Origin of the sequence: Jiella soli (assembly GCF_020615385.1) — a bacterium.
In the GTDB taxonomy this organism is placed as follows: Bacteria; Pseudomonadota; Alphaproteobacteria; order Rhizobiales; family Rhizobiaceae; genus VKMB-3413.
On sequence record NZ_JAJAVB010000024.1, the window covers coordinates 110,785 to 126,896 of the forward strand.

General features: G+C 68.1%; 13 protein-coding genes and 1 pseudogene. 7 read left to right on the top strand and 7 right to left on the bottom strand.

Features of this window, described 5'->3' with window-relative positions; all coding sequences use genetic code 11:
- Nucleotides 1-209: 209 nt before the first annotated feature.
- Nucleotides 210-1,484 carry a phosphopyruvate hydratase gene (eno, locus tag LH400_RS14050; protein WP_229153359.1) on the bottom strand — a complete coding sequence of 425 codons (1,275 nt, stop codon included), beginning with the start codon at nt 1,482-1,484 and terminating at the stop codon, nt 210-212.
- Between the two features lie 198 nt (nt 1,485-1,682).
- On the opposite strand from eno, the gene LH400_RS14055 reads away from it, so the two are divergent.
- Nucleotides 1,683-1,907, top strand: a complete 225-nt coding sequence (locus LH400_RS14055) for a hypothetical protein (protein WP_229153360.1) — start codon at nt 1,683-1,685, stop codon at nt 1,905-1,907.
- A 7-nt stretch (nt 1,908-1,914) separates the two neighbouring features.
- On the opposite strand, the gene kdsA is transcribed toward LH400_RS14055, so the two are convergent.
- From kdsA to tpiA, 5 genes and pseudogenes are all read right to left on the bottom strand, one after another.
- Complete coding sequence (kdsA, locus tag LH400_RS14060; RefSeq protein WP_229153361.1) at nt 1,915-2,745, bottom strand: 3-deoxy-8-phosphooctulonate synthase; 831 nt, start codon at nt 2,743-2,745, stop codon at nt 1,915-1,917.
- Nucleotides 2,742-3,578 (bottom strand): VOC family protein, encoded by an 837-nt coding sequence (locus LH400_RS14065; protein ID WP_229153362.1) that lies wholly within the window; start codon nt 3,576-3,578, stop codon nt 2,742-2,744. The genes kdsA and LH400_RS14065 overlap by 4 nt, the downstream gene beginning before the upstream one ends.
- 27 nt (nt 3,579-3,605) lie before the next feature.
- Nucleotides 3,606-5,234 carry a CTP synthase gene (gene pyrG / locus LH400_RS14070; RefSeq protein ID WP_229153363.1) on the bottom strand — a complete coding sequence of 543 codons (1,629 nt, stop codon included), beginning with the start codon at nt 5,232-5,234 and terminating at the stop codon, nt 3,606-3,608.
- 534 nt (nt 5,235-5,768) lie between these two features.
- A pseudogene (gene secG / locus LH400_RS14075) lies at nt 5,769-6,317 on the bottom strand (preprotein translocase subunit SecG); the annotation flags it as partial.
- A gap of 98 nt (nt 6,318-6,415) precedes the next feature.
- Complete coding sequence (gene tpiA / locus LH400_RS14080) at nt 6,416-7,171, bottom strand: triose-phosphate isomerase (RefSeq protein WP_229153364.1); 756 nt, start codon at nt 7,169-7,171, stop codon at nt 6,416-6,418.
- Nucleotides 7,172-7,375: 204 nt separating this feature from the next.
- Between tpiA and LH400_RS14085 the strand changes: the two genes are divergently transcribed.
- From LH400_RS14085 to lexA, 6 genes are all read left to right on the top strand, one after another.
- Entirely contained in the window at nt 7,376-9,262 is a 1,887-nt protein-coding gene (locus LH400_RS14085; protein WP_229153365.1) for a peptidyl-prolyl cis-trans isomerase, read from the top strand.
- Nucleotides 9,259-10,290, top strand: coding sequence for an anthranilate phosphoribosyltransferase (gene trpD, locus LH400_RS14090; protein ID WP_229153366.1), 1,032 nt, complete (start codon nt 9,259-9,261; stop codon nt 10,288-10,290). Before LH400_RS14085 ends, trpD begins: the two co-directional genes overlap by 4 nt.
- Entirely contained in the window at nt 10,287-11,102 is an 816-nt protein-coding gene (gene trpC, locus LH400_RS14095) for an indole-3-glycerol phosphate synthase TrpC (RefSeq protein ID WP_229153367.1), read from the top strand. Before trpD ends, trpC begins: the two co-directional genes overlap by 4 nt.
- The gene (gene moaC, locus LH400_RS14100) at nt 11,099-11,590 is read left to right on the top strand and encodes a cyclic pyranopterin monophosphate synthase MoaC (protein ID WP_229153368.1); all 492 of its coding nucleotides are present in this window, start codon (nt 11,099-11,101) and stop codon (nt 11,588-11,590) included. The genes trpC and moaC overlap by 4 nt, the downstream gene beginning before the upstream one ends.
- Nucleotides 11,587-12,798, top strand: coding sequence for a molybdopterin molybdotransferase MoeA (locus LH400_RS14105; RefSeq protein WP_229153369.1), 1,212 nt, complete (start codon nt 11,587-11,589; stop codon nt 12,796-12,798). The genes moaC and LH400_RS14105 overlap by 4 nt, the downstream gene beginning before the upstream one ends.
- A 79-nt stretch (nt 12,799-12,877) precedes the next feature.
- On the top strand, nt 12,878-13,639 hold the full coding sequence (gene lexA, locus LH400_RS14110; RefSeq protein WP_229153370.1) for a transcriptional repressor LexA: 762 nt from the start codon (nt 12,878-12,880) through the stop codon (nt 13,637-13,639).
- On the opposite strand, the gene LH400_RS14115 is transcribed toward lexA, so the two are convergent.
- Nucleotides 13,633-16,083, bottom strand: a complete 2,451-nt coding sequence (locus tag LH400_RS14115; RefSeq protein WP_229153371.1) for a ComEC/Rec2 family competence protein — start codon at nt 16,081-16,083, stop codon at nt 13,633-13,635. The two genes, lexA and LH400_RS14115, sit on opposite strands and share 7 nt — an antisense overlap.
- Nucleotides 16,084-16,112: the final 29 nt, after the last annotated feature.

A 16,112-nucleotide genomic window follows, 5' to 3' on the forward strand; every position in this document is an offset into this window, starting at 1 on the left:
CCGTTCAAACGTCGTCATGATCCCGGCCCCGGGGGCCGGGATCAATTCCTAGGCGTCGAACGGACCGCCTCGATCCAGAAAGTTCGACGGGGCGGCAACGCGTCACCGCATTCGGCTTTTGCCGCTCTGGAATGCATCCCGGGTCTAGCCCGGGATGACGACCCTTCGGGCCATAGCGCCGCGTCTTTCACCGACGGGCTCCGTCCGCCTCAGCCCCTGAGGATCGAACGTCCGGCATAGACAGCCTGGTCGCCGAGTTCTTCCTCGATGCGGAGGAGCTGGTTGTACTTGGCGAGCCGGTCGGAGCGGGCGAGAGAGCCGGTCTTGATCTGCCCGCAATTGGTGGCGACCGCGAGATCGGCAATGGTGGAATCCTCGGTCTCGCCCGAGCGGTGCGACATCACCGCCGTGTAACCGGCGCGATGGGCGACGCTGACGGCGTCGAGCGTCTCGGACAGCGAGCCGATCTGGTTGACCTTGATCAGGATCGAGTTGGCGACGCCCTTCGAAATGCCCTGGCGCAGGCGTTCCGAATTGGTGACGAAGAGATCGTCGCCGACGAGCTGGACCTTGGTCCCGATCTGGTCGGTCAGCGACTTCCAGCCGTCCCAGTCGTCCTCGGCCATGCCGTCCTCGATCGAGATGATCGGATAGGCCGAGGCGAGTTCGCCGTAATAGGCGGCCATGTCGGTGGGCGAGAGCTTCCGCCCCTCGCCTTCGAGATCGTAGACACCGTCCTTGAAGAACTCGGTCGAGGCGGGGTCGAGCGCGATGAAGATGTCCTCGCCCGGCTTGTAGCCGGCCTTCTCGATCGCCTTGACGACGAAATCGAGCGCTTCCTTCGCCGAGCCGAGATTGGGGGCAAAGCCGCCCTCGTCGCCGACATTGGTGTTGTGCCCGGCGTCCTTCAGCATCTTCTTCAGCGTGTGGAAGGTCTCCGACCCCCAGCGCAGCGCCTCCGAAAACCGGTCCGCGCCGACCGGCATGATCATGAATTCCTGGAAGTCGATCGGGTTGTCGGCATGGGCGCCGCCATTGATGATGTTCATCATCGGCACGGGCAGGACATGGGCCGAGGCGCCGCCGACATAGCGGTAGAGCGGCAGGCCGGCGGCATCCGCGGCGGCCTTCGCAACGGCGAGCGAGACGCCGAGAATGGCGTTGGCGCCGAGCCGGGACTTGTTCTTGGTGCCGTCGAGCGCCCTGAGCGAAGAGTCGATCCGGATCTGGTCCTCGGCCTCATAGCCGCCGATCGCCTCGAGGATCTCGCCATTGACGAAGCCGACGGCCTTCTCGACGCCCTTGCCCATGTAGCGCGAGCCGCCGTCGCGCAGCTCCACCGCCTCATGCGCGCCGGTCGAGGCGCCCGACGGCACCGCCGCGCGGCCCATCGAGCCGTCTTCCAGGATGACGTCGACCTCGACCGTCGGGTTGCCCCGGCTGTCCAGGATCTCGCGTCCGATGATGTCGATGATGGCGGTCACGGGCCCACTCCTTGTCGTGCCGAACAGGTCTGGTTCGGCCGCGTTCTAGTCCAACTGGGCAGGGCTGAATAGCGCAGACCGGCGCTTTCTGGAGGGCGATCGGCCGCCGGCGCACTTTCTCGCAAGAGCGATGTGGGAACCGCTGGCTATGGCGACGAATTTCATGGGCAACGAAGCCAGAGATTCGGGAGGCAGAACATGGCCGACGTAACCTTCGAAGACGATGCGCCCGACACGATCGTACGTGTCGACGGCGTCATCATCGGCCGGCTGACCGGCCAGGACGCGAACAGACAGATGCAGTGGCGCGCAGGCCATGACTACGACCAGGAAAAGGTCGAAGCCTTCGATCACGCCTATGCCGCGGGAGATCGTTCCCCGGAGGCCGCCAGACAGGCGCTCAAGAAGGCCGGCCTCGCCTGAGGCTGTCTCAGCCGACGTCCTTCGTCAGCGCATCCAGCGCCTGCAGCCGCTTCAGCATCTCCGGCATCTTGTCGAGTGGCACCATGTTCGGCCCGTCGGAGGGCGCGTTGTCCGGGTCCTCGTGGGTCTCGACGAAGAGGCCTGCGACACCGACGGCGACCGCCGCACGCGCCAGCGTCTCGACGAAACGGCGCTCGCCGCCCGAGGAGCCGCCCTGCCCGCCCGGTTGCTGCACCGAATGCGTCGCGTCGAAGACCACCGGCAGGCCGGTCTCTGCCATGATCGGCAGCGCGCGGAAATCCGAGACCAGCGTGTTGTAGCCGAAGGAGACGCCGCGCTCGGTGAGGAGGACGCTGGGGTTGCCGTTCTCCGTCACCTTCGCGGCGACGTTCTTCATGTCCCAGGGCGCGAGGAACTGGCCCTTCTTGATGTTGATCACCCGGCCGGTCTTCGCGGCGGCGATCAGAAGATCGGTCTGGCGGCAGAGGAAGGCCGGGATCTGCAGGATGTCGCAGACGGCGCCGACCTCGCGGGCCTGCTCTTCCGTGTGGATGTCGGTCAGCACCGGCAGGTCGAACGTCTCGGCGATTTCCTGGAAGACCGGAAGCGCACCGGAAAGGCCGATGCCGCGCTTGCCCGAAAGACTCGTGCGGTTGGCCTTGTCGAAGCTCGCCTTGAAGACGTAGGGGATGCCGAGATCGGACGTGATCCGCTTCATCTTCTCCGCGATCATCATCGCATGGTCGCGGCTCTCCATCTGGCACGGCCCGGCGATCAGCGCGAAGGGCGCTGCGTTGGAGAACGAGGCGGACTTGGCGGAGACGGTTGTGGCGGTCATGAGCGGTCCTCGATGAAGCGGATGCGGCCGGTGCCGTTCGGACAGGCGATCGAGACGGCGTCGTCTTCGTCGGCGCAGTCGATCTCCCGGCTCTGCCAGAACTCCCGGGCGAAAGCGAGGTCGGCGACCGCGATGGTCGCACTGGCCACCGCCAGCGTGTCGACATCGCCGGAGATGACGTCCAGCCGGCCGTTTTCGAGGGAGACCGACAGCGTGCCTCCGCCCCCGTCCCGGACCTCTGCGCCGGTGACGGCTGCGAGATAGCTGCGATAGACCTGCGGCTCGCGCGTTGCCAGCGTAACGCCGACAATGCCGCGGGCTCCGTTCGGATGCCGGGTGAGCATCGAGCGGTCGGGCGTTACCCGATGCCGCGCCTCGACGTAGAAGAAGCTGGGCGCGCCGGCGGAAAAGACCGCTGCGAAGGCGAGGCGAAAGGCGAGGTCTGTCGCACCGCCATCCGGCAGGCGCATGGCGCGCGAAAACTCCACGAGCCCCTCTTCGCCGAACCCGGCGGTAAGGAGCTGCTCCCGGTCCGCCCACGCGTCCATGGAGCGGAATGCGAGCCCGGAAATCGCCGGCGGTGCGTCGGCATGGCGCGCCATCGCGTCGCGCTCGACAAAGAGATGCCCGTCATCTCGCGATTGCTCATAGACGGCAGGCTCGGCGACCGCGAGCGGCTCCAGATACCGTCCGTCGGCGAAGAAGATGCAGGCATTGCCCGTTCCGAATGGGTGGACGGCGTCAGGCGCGACGAGGAAGCCGAGACGCTCGAACCAGCCGCGTGCGGCGGCGAGCGTCTCGAACGGCATCACCAGATGATCGATCGAGCGCATGGGCTCCTCCGTGCTGCCTGAGCGCTCCTAGACCAGCCGCGACTGCTCCACCGCCGCCGCGACGAAGCTTGCAAACAGCGGATGCGGATCGAAGGGCCGGGACTTCAGTTCGGGGTGATACTGGACGCCGATGAACCACGGATGCTCGGCAAGTTCCACCGTCTCGGGCAGGAGACCGTCCGGCGACATGCCGGCGAAGTCCATGCCCGCCTTCTCCAGCGCCGCGCGATAGTCGCGATTGACCTCGTAGCGGTGGCGATGGCGCTCCTCGATTTCCGTTGCGCCGTAGATGCCGGCGATCTTGGAGCCTTCACGAAGCTGCGCCTTGTAGGCGCCGAGCCGCATGGTGCCGCCGAGATCGCCCTCGGAGGCGCGCTTTTCCAGCTCGTTGCCCTTCAGCCATTCGGTCATCAGCCCGACCACCGGCTCCGGCGTCGCGCCGAACTCGGTCGATCCGGCCGCCGCGATGCCCGCGAGAGACCGGGCCGCCTCGATCACCGCCATCTGCATGCCGAAGCAGATGCCGAAATACGGCACGTTGCGCTCCCGGGCGAACCGCGCGGCGAAGATCTTGCCCTCCGCGCCCCGCTCGCCGAAGCCGCCGGGCACGAGGATGCCGTTGACGCGCTCCAGATAGGGTGCGGGATCCTCGGCCTCGAAGACCTCCGACTCGATCCAGTCGAGCCGCACCCGGACACGGTTGGCGATGCCGCCGTGATAGAGTGCTTCGATCAGGGACTTATAGGCGTCCTTCAATCCCGTATATTTGCCGACGATGGCGATGGTGACCTCGCCCTCGGGATTGCGGATGCCGTCCACCACCTGGTGCCAGCGCTGCAATTGCGGCTTTGGCGCCGGATCGATGCCGAAGGCGGCGAGAACTTCCGTGTCGAGCCCTTCGTGGTGATAGGCGATCGGCACGTCGTAGATCGTCGCAACGTCCAGCGCCTGGATGACCGCGGTCTCGCGGACGTTGCAGAAGAGCGAGAGCTTGCGCCGTTCTTCGGCCGGGATCGGCCTATCGGCGCGCACGAGCAGGATGTCCGGCTGAATGCCGATGGCCCTGAGTTCCCGCACCGAATGCTGGGTCGGCTTGGTCTTCAGCTCGCCCGCCGTCGGAATGTACGGCATCAGCGTCAGATGGACGTAGATCGCCCCGCCCCGCGGCAGATCGTTGCCGAGCTGCCGGATCGCCTCGAAGAAGGGCAGACCCTCGATGTCGCCGACCGTGCCGCCGATCTCGCAGAGGACGAAGTCGTAGTCCTCGTTGCCGTCGAGAACGAATTCCTTGATCGCGTCGGTGACGTGGGGAATCACCTGGACGGTGGCGCCGAGATAGTCCCCGCGCCGTTCCTTGGCGATGATCTGCTGGTAGATCCGCCCGGTGGTGATGTTGTCCATCTTGTTCGCCGAGCGCCCGGTGAAGCGCTCGTAATGGCCGAGATCCAGATCCGTCTCGGCGCCGTCGTCGGTGACGAAGACCTCGCCGTGCTGGGTCGGGCTCATCGTGCCGGGGTCGACGTTCAGATAGGGATCGAGCTTCCTGAGCCGAACGCGGTAGCCCCGCGCCTGAAGGAGAGCGCCGAGCGCCGAGGAGGCGACGCCCTTCCCGAGGGAAGAAACCACGCCGCCGGTAATGAAGATATATCGCGCCATGGGCCTTCCCGATAACGCCGAAGCATCGATTCTGCCAGTCACATTTGCTGGCCGCGAAAACAATCGGGGCGCCCAGGGCGCCCCGACGAAGCTGTGCCGCTCTCCGGCGATCCGCTATTGGCCGGCGGCCTGCGCGTCCGTGGCCCCGCTCGCGCCCGAAGACTCGACCGGCGGCACGGACAATGACGTGTTATCCGACGGAGAAGCAGACGGGGTCGTGGTTTCCGAGCCTGCCGCGTCCGCTCCTGCATCGCTGGACGTATCCGGCTGCGAGGTCTCGGCCGGGCTCGATGTGGTCTCGGCCGGACTCGAGGAGGCCGGCGCGGTGGCCCCGCCAGACGACGAGTCGCCGGCGGGCGAGACAGGCTCGCTCGTCACCGGAGCCGAGGCTGCCGGTGTCGACGACCCGGACTGTTCGGCGGGTGCGGCCGGCTCGTCGGACGATCCCGTGGCGGTCGGAGCCTCCGAGGTCGAAGACGAAGAAGCCGCGGGGGCCGTTTCGGCCGGCTCTGCTTGCGTGCCGGCGCCTTCGGCCGGCGCGACCGGCGTGGTGCCGTCCGTCGCAGCGCCACTGGCCGGCGTCGAACTTTCGCTGCCGGTCGTCGCCGCGGCACCCGAAGCAGCGGCGGGCGCGGTCGCCGGAGCCGAGGCGGGAGCCGCATTGCCGTTGGGAACACCGAGGTCATCTGCCGGGGCAGCGGGCGCGGCGACCGGCGCCGGCTGTGCCTGTCCTGCGACCGGGGCCGGCGAGGAAGTGCTGCTGTCCGGCAGGCCGCCAAGCTGGTCGAGCAGGCTGCCGCTCCCCTCGCCCGTTCCCGACTGGTTCGGCTGGAGCCGGTCGAGGATATCCGTCGGCTGGGCCCCGTAACGCGCGAGAATGCCGAGGGAGAGCGACGTCACGAAAAAGGCCGCCGCAAGGATCGCCGTCGTACGGGTCAGCGCGTTGGCCGCGCCGCGCGCCGACATCAGACCGCCGCCACCGCCGCCGATGCCGAGCGCCCCGCCTTCGGACCGCTGCAGGAGCACCACTATGACGAGCGCAATGACGATCATCAAGTGGATGATGATGAGAATGGTTTCCATCGAACTTTCGTTACGCGTCTTTGGGAATTTCCGCGCCTTCTATCGGAGCTTGCCCGGCTTTCCAACCGGATTTCTCCAAAGTCGGCGCCGCCGCCCACTCAGCCGACGGGTGTTGCCCGGCATATCGCGATGAAATCGTCGGCCTTCAAGCTGGCTCCGCCGACCAGCGCGCCGTCGACATCGTCGATCGCCAACAGCTCGGCCGCGTTGCCCGGCTTGACCGAGCCGCCATAGAGAATGCGCACTGCGGCGCCCCTCTCCTCGCCGAGTCGTTCCACCAGCGTCCTGCGCAGGAAACCATGCGCATCGGCAATGTCCTCGACCGCGGCCGTGCGCCCCGTCCCGATCGCCCAGACCGGCTCGTAGGCGAGGACGAGATTTGCGCCCGTCGCGCCATCGGGAACCGATCCGGCGACCTGTGCGCCGAGGACGTCGAGCGTCTCGCCTGCCTCGCGCTGTGCCTCGCTCTCGCCGATGCAGACAATTGCGACGAGACCGGCGCGCCAGGCCGCCTCTGCCTTGGCTCTGACCGCGGCATCGTCCTCGTCATGGTCGGCACGGCGCTCGGAATGCCCCACGATCACGTAGCGTGCACCGACATCGGCGAGCATTTCCGCGGACAGATCACCGGTATGGGCGCCGCTCGGCGCCGCGTGGCAGTCCTGGCCGCCGATCGCGACCTTCTGGCCGAGAATGCCGCGGCTGGCCGACAGGATGGTCGCTGGGGGACAGATCAGGAGATCGCGGCCCTCCCCGATCTCCCCGGCCGCCTCGGCGATCATCTGCAGCTCCGTCAGCTGGCGCAGGAGGCCATTCATTTTCCAGTTCCCGGCGATCAGGGGCCGTCGCTTCATCCGCTGTCTCCTCCTCAGACGGGCCACCGCCTCCCGGTTCCCGTCATCCTTGCTCGCTCATCGGGGGAGCATTGCCAGCCACCTTGCCGGAAATCAATTGTCGCTTCTGCTTGCGCCCCAAGGCCGCTGTTTCCTAATAAGGCCGGATAGGAAAGACGATCGCGGACCGCGGGCTGGGCCCGGCCGCGCCGACGGGAGATGACGATGCTCGACATGCTGCGCCGAAGCGTGACCGGCTGGACCGCGAAGATCCTGATGTCCCTCCTGGTCCTCAGCTTCGTCGTCTGGGGCATTGGCGGCGCGATCAATGGCGGCTCGGTCGGCGCGGTGCTGTCGGCCGGCGAGACCGCCGTCACGCCGCAGGACTATGCGCTCGCCTACAGCCGGGCCGAAGCGCGGATCGCCCAGCAGATCGGGCGCCGCCCCAGCGCCCAGGAAGCGCAGATGTTCGGCCTCGACCAGAGCGTTCTCAGCCAGCTGATGGCGGGCGCCGTGCTCGACGAGCAGGCGCGCCGGATCGGCCTCGGCATGTCCGAGGACGAGCTCGCCAAGCAGATCGCCAGCGACCCGACCTTCCACGATTCCAACGGCACGTTCTCGCGCACCGCCTTCCGCAACATTCTGGCCAACGCCCGGATCAGCGAGGAGCAGTACATCACCAGCCAGGCGCAGTCGGCCCGGCGGACCCAGCTGCTCGAGGCGGTCTCGACCGGCGCCGACGCGCCGAAGACCTTCGAAACCGCTCTCGGCCTCTACAATGGCGAGCGCCGCACGATCGACTATTTCACGCTGACGGCGGCCGCGCTTCCCCCCGTCGCCGATCCGGACGAGAAGGCGCTGCAGACCTATTTCGACGCCCATAAGGACAATTACGCCGCGCCCGAATACCGCTCGATCGCCTATGCCGATCTGAGCCCGCAGGCGATCAGCGATCCCTCCACGATCAGCGAGGACCAGATCGCGGCCGACTACGAGGCGCATAAGGACCTGTACACGACACCGGAGCGCCGGCGCGTGCAGCAGATCGTCTTTTCGGACACCGATGCGGCTCAGGCGGCGAAGGCCAAGCTCGATGCCGGCGAAAGCTTCGAACAGGTGGCCAAGGACAACGGCAAGAGCCTCGCCGATACCGAACTCGGCCTTCTGTCTAGGACCCAGATCCCGGACGACAAGCTCGCCGAGGCGGCGTTCTCGCTGGAAAAGGACGGCATCTCCGACGTCGTGCAGGGCGCCTTCGGTCCGGCTATCCTTCACGTCACCGAGATCGAGCCGGCCGGGGTGAAGCCGCTGCCCGAGGTCTCCGACGACATCCGCAAGCAGCTCGCCCTCGCCAATGCCGCCGACGCGGTAAATACCGCCTATGACACCTTCGAGGACGCGCGGGCGGGCGGAGCGACCTTCATGGAATCCGCCAAGAATGCCGCGATCCCGGTCAAGACCGTCGCCGCCGTCGATAGCCAGGGCAACGGACCGGACGGCAAGCCGGTCGACCTGCCGGCGGGCAAGGACCTTCTCGAGCAGGCATTCCAGACCGAGCCCGGCTTCGACAACGTCCCGGTGAATCAGGGCTCGAACGGCTATGTCTTCTACGACGTCGTCAGCGTCGATCCGGCGCACGCCCGCACGCTCGACGAGGTGAAGGACAAGGTGGTCGCCGACTGGAAGGAAGAGCAGACCCGGGATGCACTCCAGAAGAAGGCCGAGGCGTTGAAGGCCGAGGTGGAGAAGGGCAAGAGCATTGCCGATGCCGCGAGGGAAGTGGGGGGCGAGCCCAAGACAGCAGCCTCCGTCACCCGCCAGTCCGGCCTTTCCGAGCTCGGCCAGTCGGGCATCGCCGCCGCCTTTTCCGGACCTCGCGGGACGGTCGCCGCGACGCCGGCGAGCAACTCCGACAGCCGGCTGATCCTGAAGGTGGCGGAAGTGTCGCCGCCGGCCGATCCGCAGTCGAATGTCGGGACGCAGGAACGCCAGCAGATGAGCGCTATGCTCGAGAACGACTTGGTGCAGTCCTACGTGACGCTTCTCCAGAACCAGTATCCGGTCAGCGTCAATCCGGCCGCCATCGACCAGGCCAAGGCCATGGTGCGATGAGCGCGTCGCTGAAGCCTCTCCTCGCCAAGGTCGCGAATGGCGAAGGCCTGACCCGTTCCGAAGCCGAGTCGGCCTTCGCGGCGATGATGTCCGGCGAGGCAACGCCCTCGCAGATCGGCGGCTTCCTGATGGCGTTGAGGGTGCGCGGCGAGACCGTCGACGAGATCGCTGGCGCGGTTTCGGTGATGCGGGCGAACATGCTGCGCGTGACGGCGCCGGCGGATGCGATCGACATCGTCGGCACCGGCGGCGACCATGCCGGCACGGTGAACGTCTCCACCTGCTCGGCCTTCGTGCTTGCCGGTTGCGGCGTGACCGTCGCCAAACACGGCAACCGCGCCCTCTCCTCGAAATCCGGGGCTGCGGACGTCCTCACGGCCCTCGGCGTCGATGTCGAGCTTTCTCCCGCGGAGATCTCCGAGGCGATCGCCGAGGCTGGCCTCGGCTTCATGTTCGCGCCAAGCCATCACGCGGCGATGCGCTTCGTCGGGCCGAGCCGGGTCGAGCTCGGCACGCGCACGATCTTCAACCTGCTCGGCCCCCTGTCCAATCCGGCCAGCGTCCGGCGGCTTCTCGTCGGCGTGTTCTCGCCCGAATGGCTGACGCCGCTGGCAGACGCGCTACGGGCGCTCGGAACCGACGCCGCCTGGATCGTCCATGGCGACGGGCTGGACGAGATGACGGTGACAGGGACGACCGAGGTCGCCGAATTGAAGGACGGAGAGATCCGCCGCTTCACCATCGAGCCTGAAGATGTCGGGCTGAGGCGCTGGGAGCTTTCCGACGTCAAGGGCGGTGACGCCACGAAGAACGCGGTCGCCCTGCGTGCGGTGCTGGACGGGGCAGCCGGCGCCTATCGCGACATCGTGCTTCTCAATGCGGCCGGCGCCCTGGTCATGGCGGGCGCTGTGCCCGATCTTTCGGCCGGTGTCGCAAAGGCCGCCGAGGCGATCGACACGGGGCGCGCACGCGCCGCGCTGGAGCGGCTCGCCGCCGTGACCCAGCGTATCTCCGGAGCGCGCCGATGAGCGACATTCTCGAACGGATCAAGGCCTACAAGCTGGACGAGATCGCGGCGGCCAAGGCGAAGATGCCGCTGGCGCGGCTCGAGGCGGAAATGTCCCGAATTCCTGCGCCCCGCGGCTTTGCCGCCGCCATAAGGCGAACGGTGGCAGGGGGAGACCTCGCGCTGATCGCCGAGGTGAAGAAGGCGAGCCCTTCGAAGGGCCTTATCCGCGAAGACTTCGACCCGCCCGCTCTGGCCCGTGCCTACGAGGCCGGTGGCGCGACCTGCCTCAGCGTGCTCACCGATGCGCCGTCCTTCCAGGGCGAGCCGGGCTTCCTCACCGCCGCGCGCAATGCCACTTCGCTGCCCGCCCTGCGCAAGGACTTTCTCTTCGATCCCTATCAGGTCGCCGAAGCGCGTGCCTGGCAGGCGGACGCGATCCTGATCATCATGGCGGCGGTGGACGACGCGCTCGCCGCCGAGCTCGAAGCCGCGGCGGAAACTTATGAGCTCGACGTCCTGATCGAGGTCCATGACGAGGCCGAATGCGAACGGGCCCTGCGCCTGAACTCTCCGCTGATTGGCATCAACAACCGCAACCTCCGAACCTTCGAGACCAGCCTCGAGACGTCGGAACGGCTGGCGCGCCTCGTGCCGGAGGGCCGCATCGTCGTCGGCGAGAGCGGCATCTTCACCAATGACGACTGCCGCCGCCTCGCCGGCCATGGGATCCGGACATTCCTCGTTGGAGAGAGCCTGATGCGCCAGCCGGATGTCGCCGCCGCAACGCGAACGCTCCTCGGCCGGCCGGCGGAGATCAAGGCGGCATCATGAGCGACGAAGCGCGGCTCACCCATCTCGACGCGGCCGGATCGGCGGCGATGGTCGATGTCGGCGACAAGGCCGAGACGGTTCGGGTCGCAGAGGCCGAAGGCCTCGTCGTCATGCAGCCGGAGACACTCGAACTGATCCGCGCCGGCGAGGCGAAGAAGGGCGACGTCGTCGGCGTCGCGCGGATCGCCGGCATCATGGCCGCGAAGCGGACGCACGAGTTGATCCCGCTCTGCCACCCGCTGATCCTGTCGAAGATCGGCGTCGACATCGCGTTCGATCCGGCCCTTCCGGGGCTCCGGGTGACAGCGACGGCGCGTCTCACCGGCCGTACCGGCGTCGAGATGGAAGCGCTGACCGCCGTCACCGTCGCCTGCCTCACCGTCTACGACATGGCCAAGGCCGTCGACCGCACGATGGAAATCACCGGTGTCCGACTGCTCGCAAAATCCGGGGGGCGGTCAGGCGACTTCACCGCCGAAGCGCGATGAGCCTGCTTCCGGTCGAAGAGGCGTTTCGCCGCATCATCGTCTCGGCGAACCCACTCGCCCGCCGCGAGCGCCTGCCGCTGCGCCTCGCCGCCGGCCGCATTCTTGCCGAAGATGTCCGCGCCACCCGAACCCAGCCGGGCTTCGACGCCTCGGCGATGGACGGCTACGCCGTCCGCGCGGCGGACACCGCCGCGCCGTTCCAGCCGCTTCGTGTGATCGGCGAATCCGCCGCCGGACGGGCCTTCGGCGGCTCGATAGGGCCTGGCGAGACCGTGCGGATCTTCACCGGCGCGCCCGTGCCGGAGGGAGCCGACGCGATCCTCATCCAGGAGGACGCCGAGAGGCTATCCGACGACACGGTCCGTCCGACCGAGACGGTCCGGCAAGGACAGCACATCCGCCCGGCCGGCGTCGACTTTTCCGAGGGCGCCCTGCTTGTCCCGGCCGGCTCGCGTCTCAGCCCCGGCGGCCTCGCGCTGGCGGCCAGCGGCGGTCATCCCGCCCTGCCGGTCGTTGCCCGGCCGAGGGTCGCGATCCTGTCGACCGGCGACGAGCTGGTGCTGCCGGGCGAAGCGGTCGGCCCCTCGCAGATCGTCGCGTCGAACACCTTCGGGATCGCGGCGCTCGTCGAGGCGGCGGGCGGCGAGGTGCTCGACTGCGGCATCGCGCCCGACGACGAGGTCCAGATCGGCGAACATCTCGACGCGGCAGTCGCCGACACGGCGGACGTCTTCGTGACAATCGGCGGCGCGTCCGTCGGCGACCACGATCTCGTCGGCAAGGTCTTCGCCTCCCGCGGTGTCGCCCTCGACTTCTGGAAGGTGGCGATGCGCCCGGGCAAGCCGCTGATGGCCGGCCGCCTCGGCGAGATGCGGATCGTCGGCCTGCCCGGCAATCCCGCCTCCTCCATGGTCGCCGCGACGCTGTTCCTCGGACCGCTGGTGCGCCGCCTCGCGGGACTGCCGGACCGGCCGCTGATGCGATCGGGCGTTCTGGCCGCCGCCATGCCCGCCAACGGTCTGCGCGCCGATTTCGTGCGTTCGCGCCTTACCGTCGATGAGGACGGCCGCCACCTCGTCGAGCCGCTGCCGCGCCAGGACTCCTCGCTCCTGTCGATCTATGCAGCGGCAAACGTCCTCCTCTACCGCCCGCCCCATGCCGGGCCGGCGGACCCCGGCGCCCCCTGCCGCTTCGTCGACCTCGACTGAGCATTTCCGGCGAAAGGGACTTGCAGAACACAACTAGAACAGATAGCTTTGTTCAGGTTTTGTTTTGAGGAGTCGCCCCATGCTGACCAAGAAGCAGCACGACCTTCTGCTGTTCATCAACGAACGGCTGAGGGAAACGGGGGTGCCGCCGTCCTTCGACGAGATGAAGGATGCGCTGGACCTCAGATCGAAGTCCGGCATCCACAGGCTGATCACTGCGCTGGAAGAGCGCGGCTTCATTCGCCGTCTTCCCAACCGGGCTCGGGCGCTGGAAGTGCTGAAGCTTCCCGAATCCATGCGCGCCGGCCGGCCAGAGGCCACTTCGGCAGGTGGTGGTCGGCCAGGCTTCACCCCGAGCGTGATCGACGGTAGCCGCGGCGCGGCCGCGAAGCCTTCGCTCGCCCCTCGATCCCCCGGCGTCGGCGTCGGCGTCGGCGTCGGTCGAAGCGCGGCCGAGAGCGCGGTGTCCATCCCCGTTATGGGCCGGATCGCTGCCGGCGTTCCGATCTCCGCGATCCAGCACAACACCCATTCGATCGCCGTGCCACCGGACATGATTGCCGGCGGCGAGCACTATGCGCTCGACGTCAAGGGCGATTCTATGATCGAAGCCGGAATCCTCGACGGCGACACCGTGGTGATCCGCCGGGGCGACACTGCCTCGCCGGGCGAGATCGTGGTCGCCCTCGTCGACGACGAGGAGGCGACCTTGAAGCGGTTTCGGCGGCGGGGCGACACGATTGCGCTGGAAGCGGCCAATCCCGCCTACGAGACGCGCATCTTCGGGGCGGACCGGGTCAAGGTGCAGGGCAAGCTGGTCGGGCTCATCCGCCGCTACTGATCCTCGCCGGCTTCCGCTTCCGGCGTCGATCCGCTCCCGGGCCGAGCGGCTGGCTGGTCCGAACGAGCAGGTCCCGCGTGCGGTGCGCGGCCGCGTGGGCTTGTCGGGACAGCCGTAGCCGCACCGGCCGGAGCGGCGCTGTCGGTGGCCTGAGACTGGGCTCCGGGTTTGGGCTTGCGCCAAGATTCCGGCCAAGGCGCGAGACGATGCCGGTTCCAGGGCGCCGGCGGCTCTGCAATCGCGTAAGTGACGGCGGGCCGCCCGGTCGCCGGGTCGCGCCGGATGGCAAGCGATCCGCTGACGCGCAGAGTCCGGAGCGTGACGAGCTTCGCACCGGAGCGGCATGCGGCAAGGCGAATCGCGCGCGCGACGATGGCGACGTCGGCGTGGTCGCAGGCATAGCCGGTCTGACGATAGTCGTCGGTCCAGACCACCTTGAGGCCGGCAGGCGTCGTGAAGCTGCAGAGATGCGCGTCGCAGGCGGGCGCGATCCGGATCCGGCCGGACTGAGGTGGCGGGTCGGACGATGCGGCATAGGCGCGTTCCCATTGCTCGGCGACGAAGTCGTTCGGGCGCTTGCGCAGAAAGGCGATGGTGCCGTCGGCCTCGATCGTCGCGACTTCCTTGCCGCTCTCGAAGATGAGTAGGTCGGGCGGCGGGGTCCGGTTGGGCGCGAGGAACAGCCCGGCAGCGGCCAGCGGAAGCGCCGTAAGGCGAAGCCAGCTCGCAAGCAGCGTCACGGCCAGGATCGCCGCCGCAAGAAGCGCCAGGCCGATGCCGGTGACGAGCCCGATCTTCTGGTCCGGAACGATGCCGGCGAGCCATTCTGTGATGTCGAGGACGATTCCGAGCGCGATGCCCATGGGTTGCAGGCACAAGGCGTCGAGACCGAACGGCATCAGGAGCGAGCCGATCAGGGCGAGCGGCATGATGACGAAGCTGAACAGCGGCATGGTCAAAAGGTTGGCGATCAGGCCGAAGGCCGCGACCTGGTGGAAATGGTATGCGGAGAACGGCGCGGTCGCGGCGCCGGCGACGAGCGACGTCATGAGGATGCCGCCGACAGCGAGAAGCGCGTGGACCCACGGGCCGCGCTTCGCCCAGCGCCGGTCCCGCCGCTCTCGCCTTTGGCGCCCGGCCTCCGACAGGGCCCGATAAGCGCCGACGAGGGCTGCGGTGGCGGCAAAGCTCATCTGGAAGCTTGCCGTCATGACGACGTGCGGCGCTGTCAGGATGATGAGGGTCGCGGCAATCGAGACGTTGCGGATGGTGAGCGCGGGCCGGTCGAAGATCACCGCGGCGAGCATGATCGCCAGCATGACGAAGGCGCGCTGCGTTGCGACATTGGCGCCGGACAGGCCGAGATAGAGGGCCGCGATGGCGAGCGCGCATCCCGCGGCCCATTTCTTGGCCTGCGAGCGCAGCGCGATCGCGGGAGACAGCGCCAGGAGCGAGCGCACCAGGACCATGACCGCGCCGGCGACGATGGCAAGATGCAGGCCGGAGATCGACAGGACATGGGCGATGCCCGTCGAGCGGAACCATGTCTCCACCTCCTCGGGGATGCCCTGCCGCTCGCCTGTGATCAGCGCCGCGGCGACCGCCCCTTCCGGCCCCGGGATCACCGCGCGGATGCGGTCGGTCATCGCTTCGCGCAGCTGCGCCAGGAACACCGTGATCGTTCCCGGCCCTTGATCGGGCTGTGGCATTTCGAGGCCTTCGGGCGGCGCTCTCGTCGGGGCGCCGAGCGAGAAGCCGTAGGCGCCGAGCCCGTCGAAAAACGGCGAGAAGGCAAAGTCGTAGCCGCCCGGATAGGCCGGCCCGGATGGCGGGCCGAGGCGTACGAGGCCGTAGAAGGCCTCGCCCGGCTCAAATGGCTCGTGCCGGCTGTTGACGAGGATGCGTGCCCGCTCCGGAGGCCGGGACAGCAGCGGCCGGGCCGTCGCCGCGATGTCGACGAGGTAGCGATAGCGGCCGCGATCGTCGATCGAGCGTTCGACCACGCGTCCCGCAATCCGGGTCGTCGCCGTGCCGGAGATGACCGTCGTCCGCGTGGTTGCGATCTCGGCGAGCGAGAGCGCCGCTCCGAGGAAGACGAAGCCACCAAGAAGCGCCAGATTGCGGCCGGTCGGTCGATCTGACAGACGCCATGCGGCAAGGAGCAAGGCTGCCGCGCTCGTTCCGGCGACGGCGACGATCGGCCGCCAGCCAAGACCGTGGACCGCAACGATGCCGAGGATCAGGCCGACCGGCATCAGGTGGAAGGCCGAGCGCGCACCGGTCTCGATGGCCACCTGCCGGGACAGCCAGATCGCCGCCGTCTCACCGAGGAGACGCCGGTCTGCCAGACGACGCAACGGTCCCGCGGCGAACAGCCGGCCGAGGTCGAAGCGCCGCGCGTCGGCGCTTTGGGTCTTGCCGTCCGGATCGTGGGTCGGGTCCACGCGGAAAGTGTCCGTTGCTTGTCTCTCGG

What these genes read in the sequence shown, in the direction of transcription:
- LH400_RS14055 (WP_229153360.1), top strand. Translation starts at nt 1,683, where the DNA reads ATGGCCGACGTAACCTTCGAAGACGATGCGCCCGACACGATCGTACGT.
- kdsA (WP_229153361.1), bottom strand. Translation starts at nt 2,745, where the DNA reads ATGACCGCCACAACCGTCTCCGCCAAGTCCGCCTCGTTCTCCAACGCA.
- LH400_RS14065 (WP_229153362.1), bottom strand. Translation starts at nt 3,578, where the DNA reads ATGCGCTCGATCGATCATCTGGTGATGCCGTTCGAGACGCTCGCCGCC.
- pyrG (WP_229153363.1), bottom strand. Translation starts at nt 5,234, where the DNA reads ATGGCGCGATATATCTTCATTACCGGCGGCGTGGTTTCTTCCCTCGGG.
- tpiA (WP_229153364.1), bottom strand. Translation starts at nt 7,171, where the DNA reads ATGAAGCGACGGCCCCTGATCGCCGGGAACTGGAAAATGAATGGCCTC.
- LH400_RS14085 (WP_229153365.1), top strand. Translation starts at nt 7,376, where the DNA reads ATGCTCGACATGCTGCGCCGAAGCGTGACCGGCTGGACCGCGAAGATC.
- trpD (WP_229153366.1), top strand. Translation starts at nt 9,259, where the DNA reads ATGAGCGCGTCGCTGAAGCCTCTCCTCGCCAAGGTCGCGAATGGCGAA.
- trpC (WP_229153367.1), top strand. Translation starts at nt 10,287, where the DNA reads ATGAGCGACATTCTCGAACGGATCAAGGCCTACAAGCTGGACGAGATC.
- moaC (WP_229153368.1), top strand. Translation starts at nt 11,099, where the DNA reads ATGAGCGACGAAGCGCGGCTCACCCATCTCGACGCGGCCGGATCGGCG.
- LH400_RS14105 (WP_229153369.1), top strand. Translation starts at nt 11,587, where the DNA reads ATGAGCCTGCTTCCGGTCGAAGAGGCGTTTCGCCGCATCATCGTCTCG.
- lexA (WP_229153370.1), top strand. Translation starts at nt 12,878, where the DNA reads ATGCTGACCAAGAAGCAGCACGACCTTCTGCTGTTCATCAACGAACGG.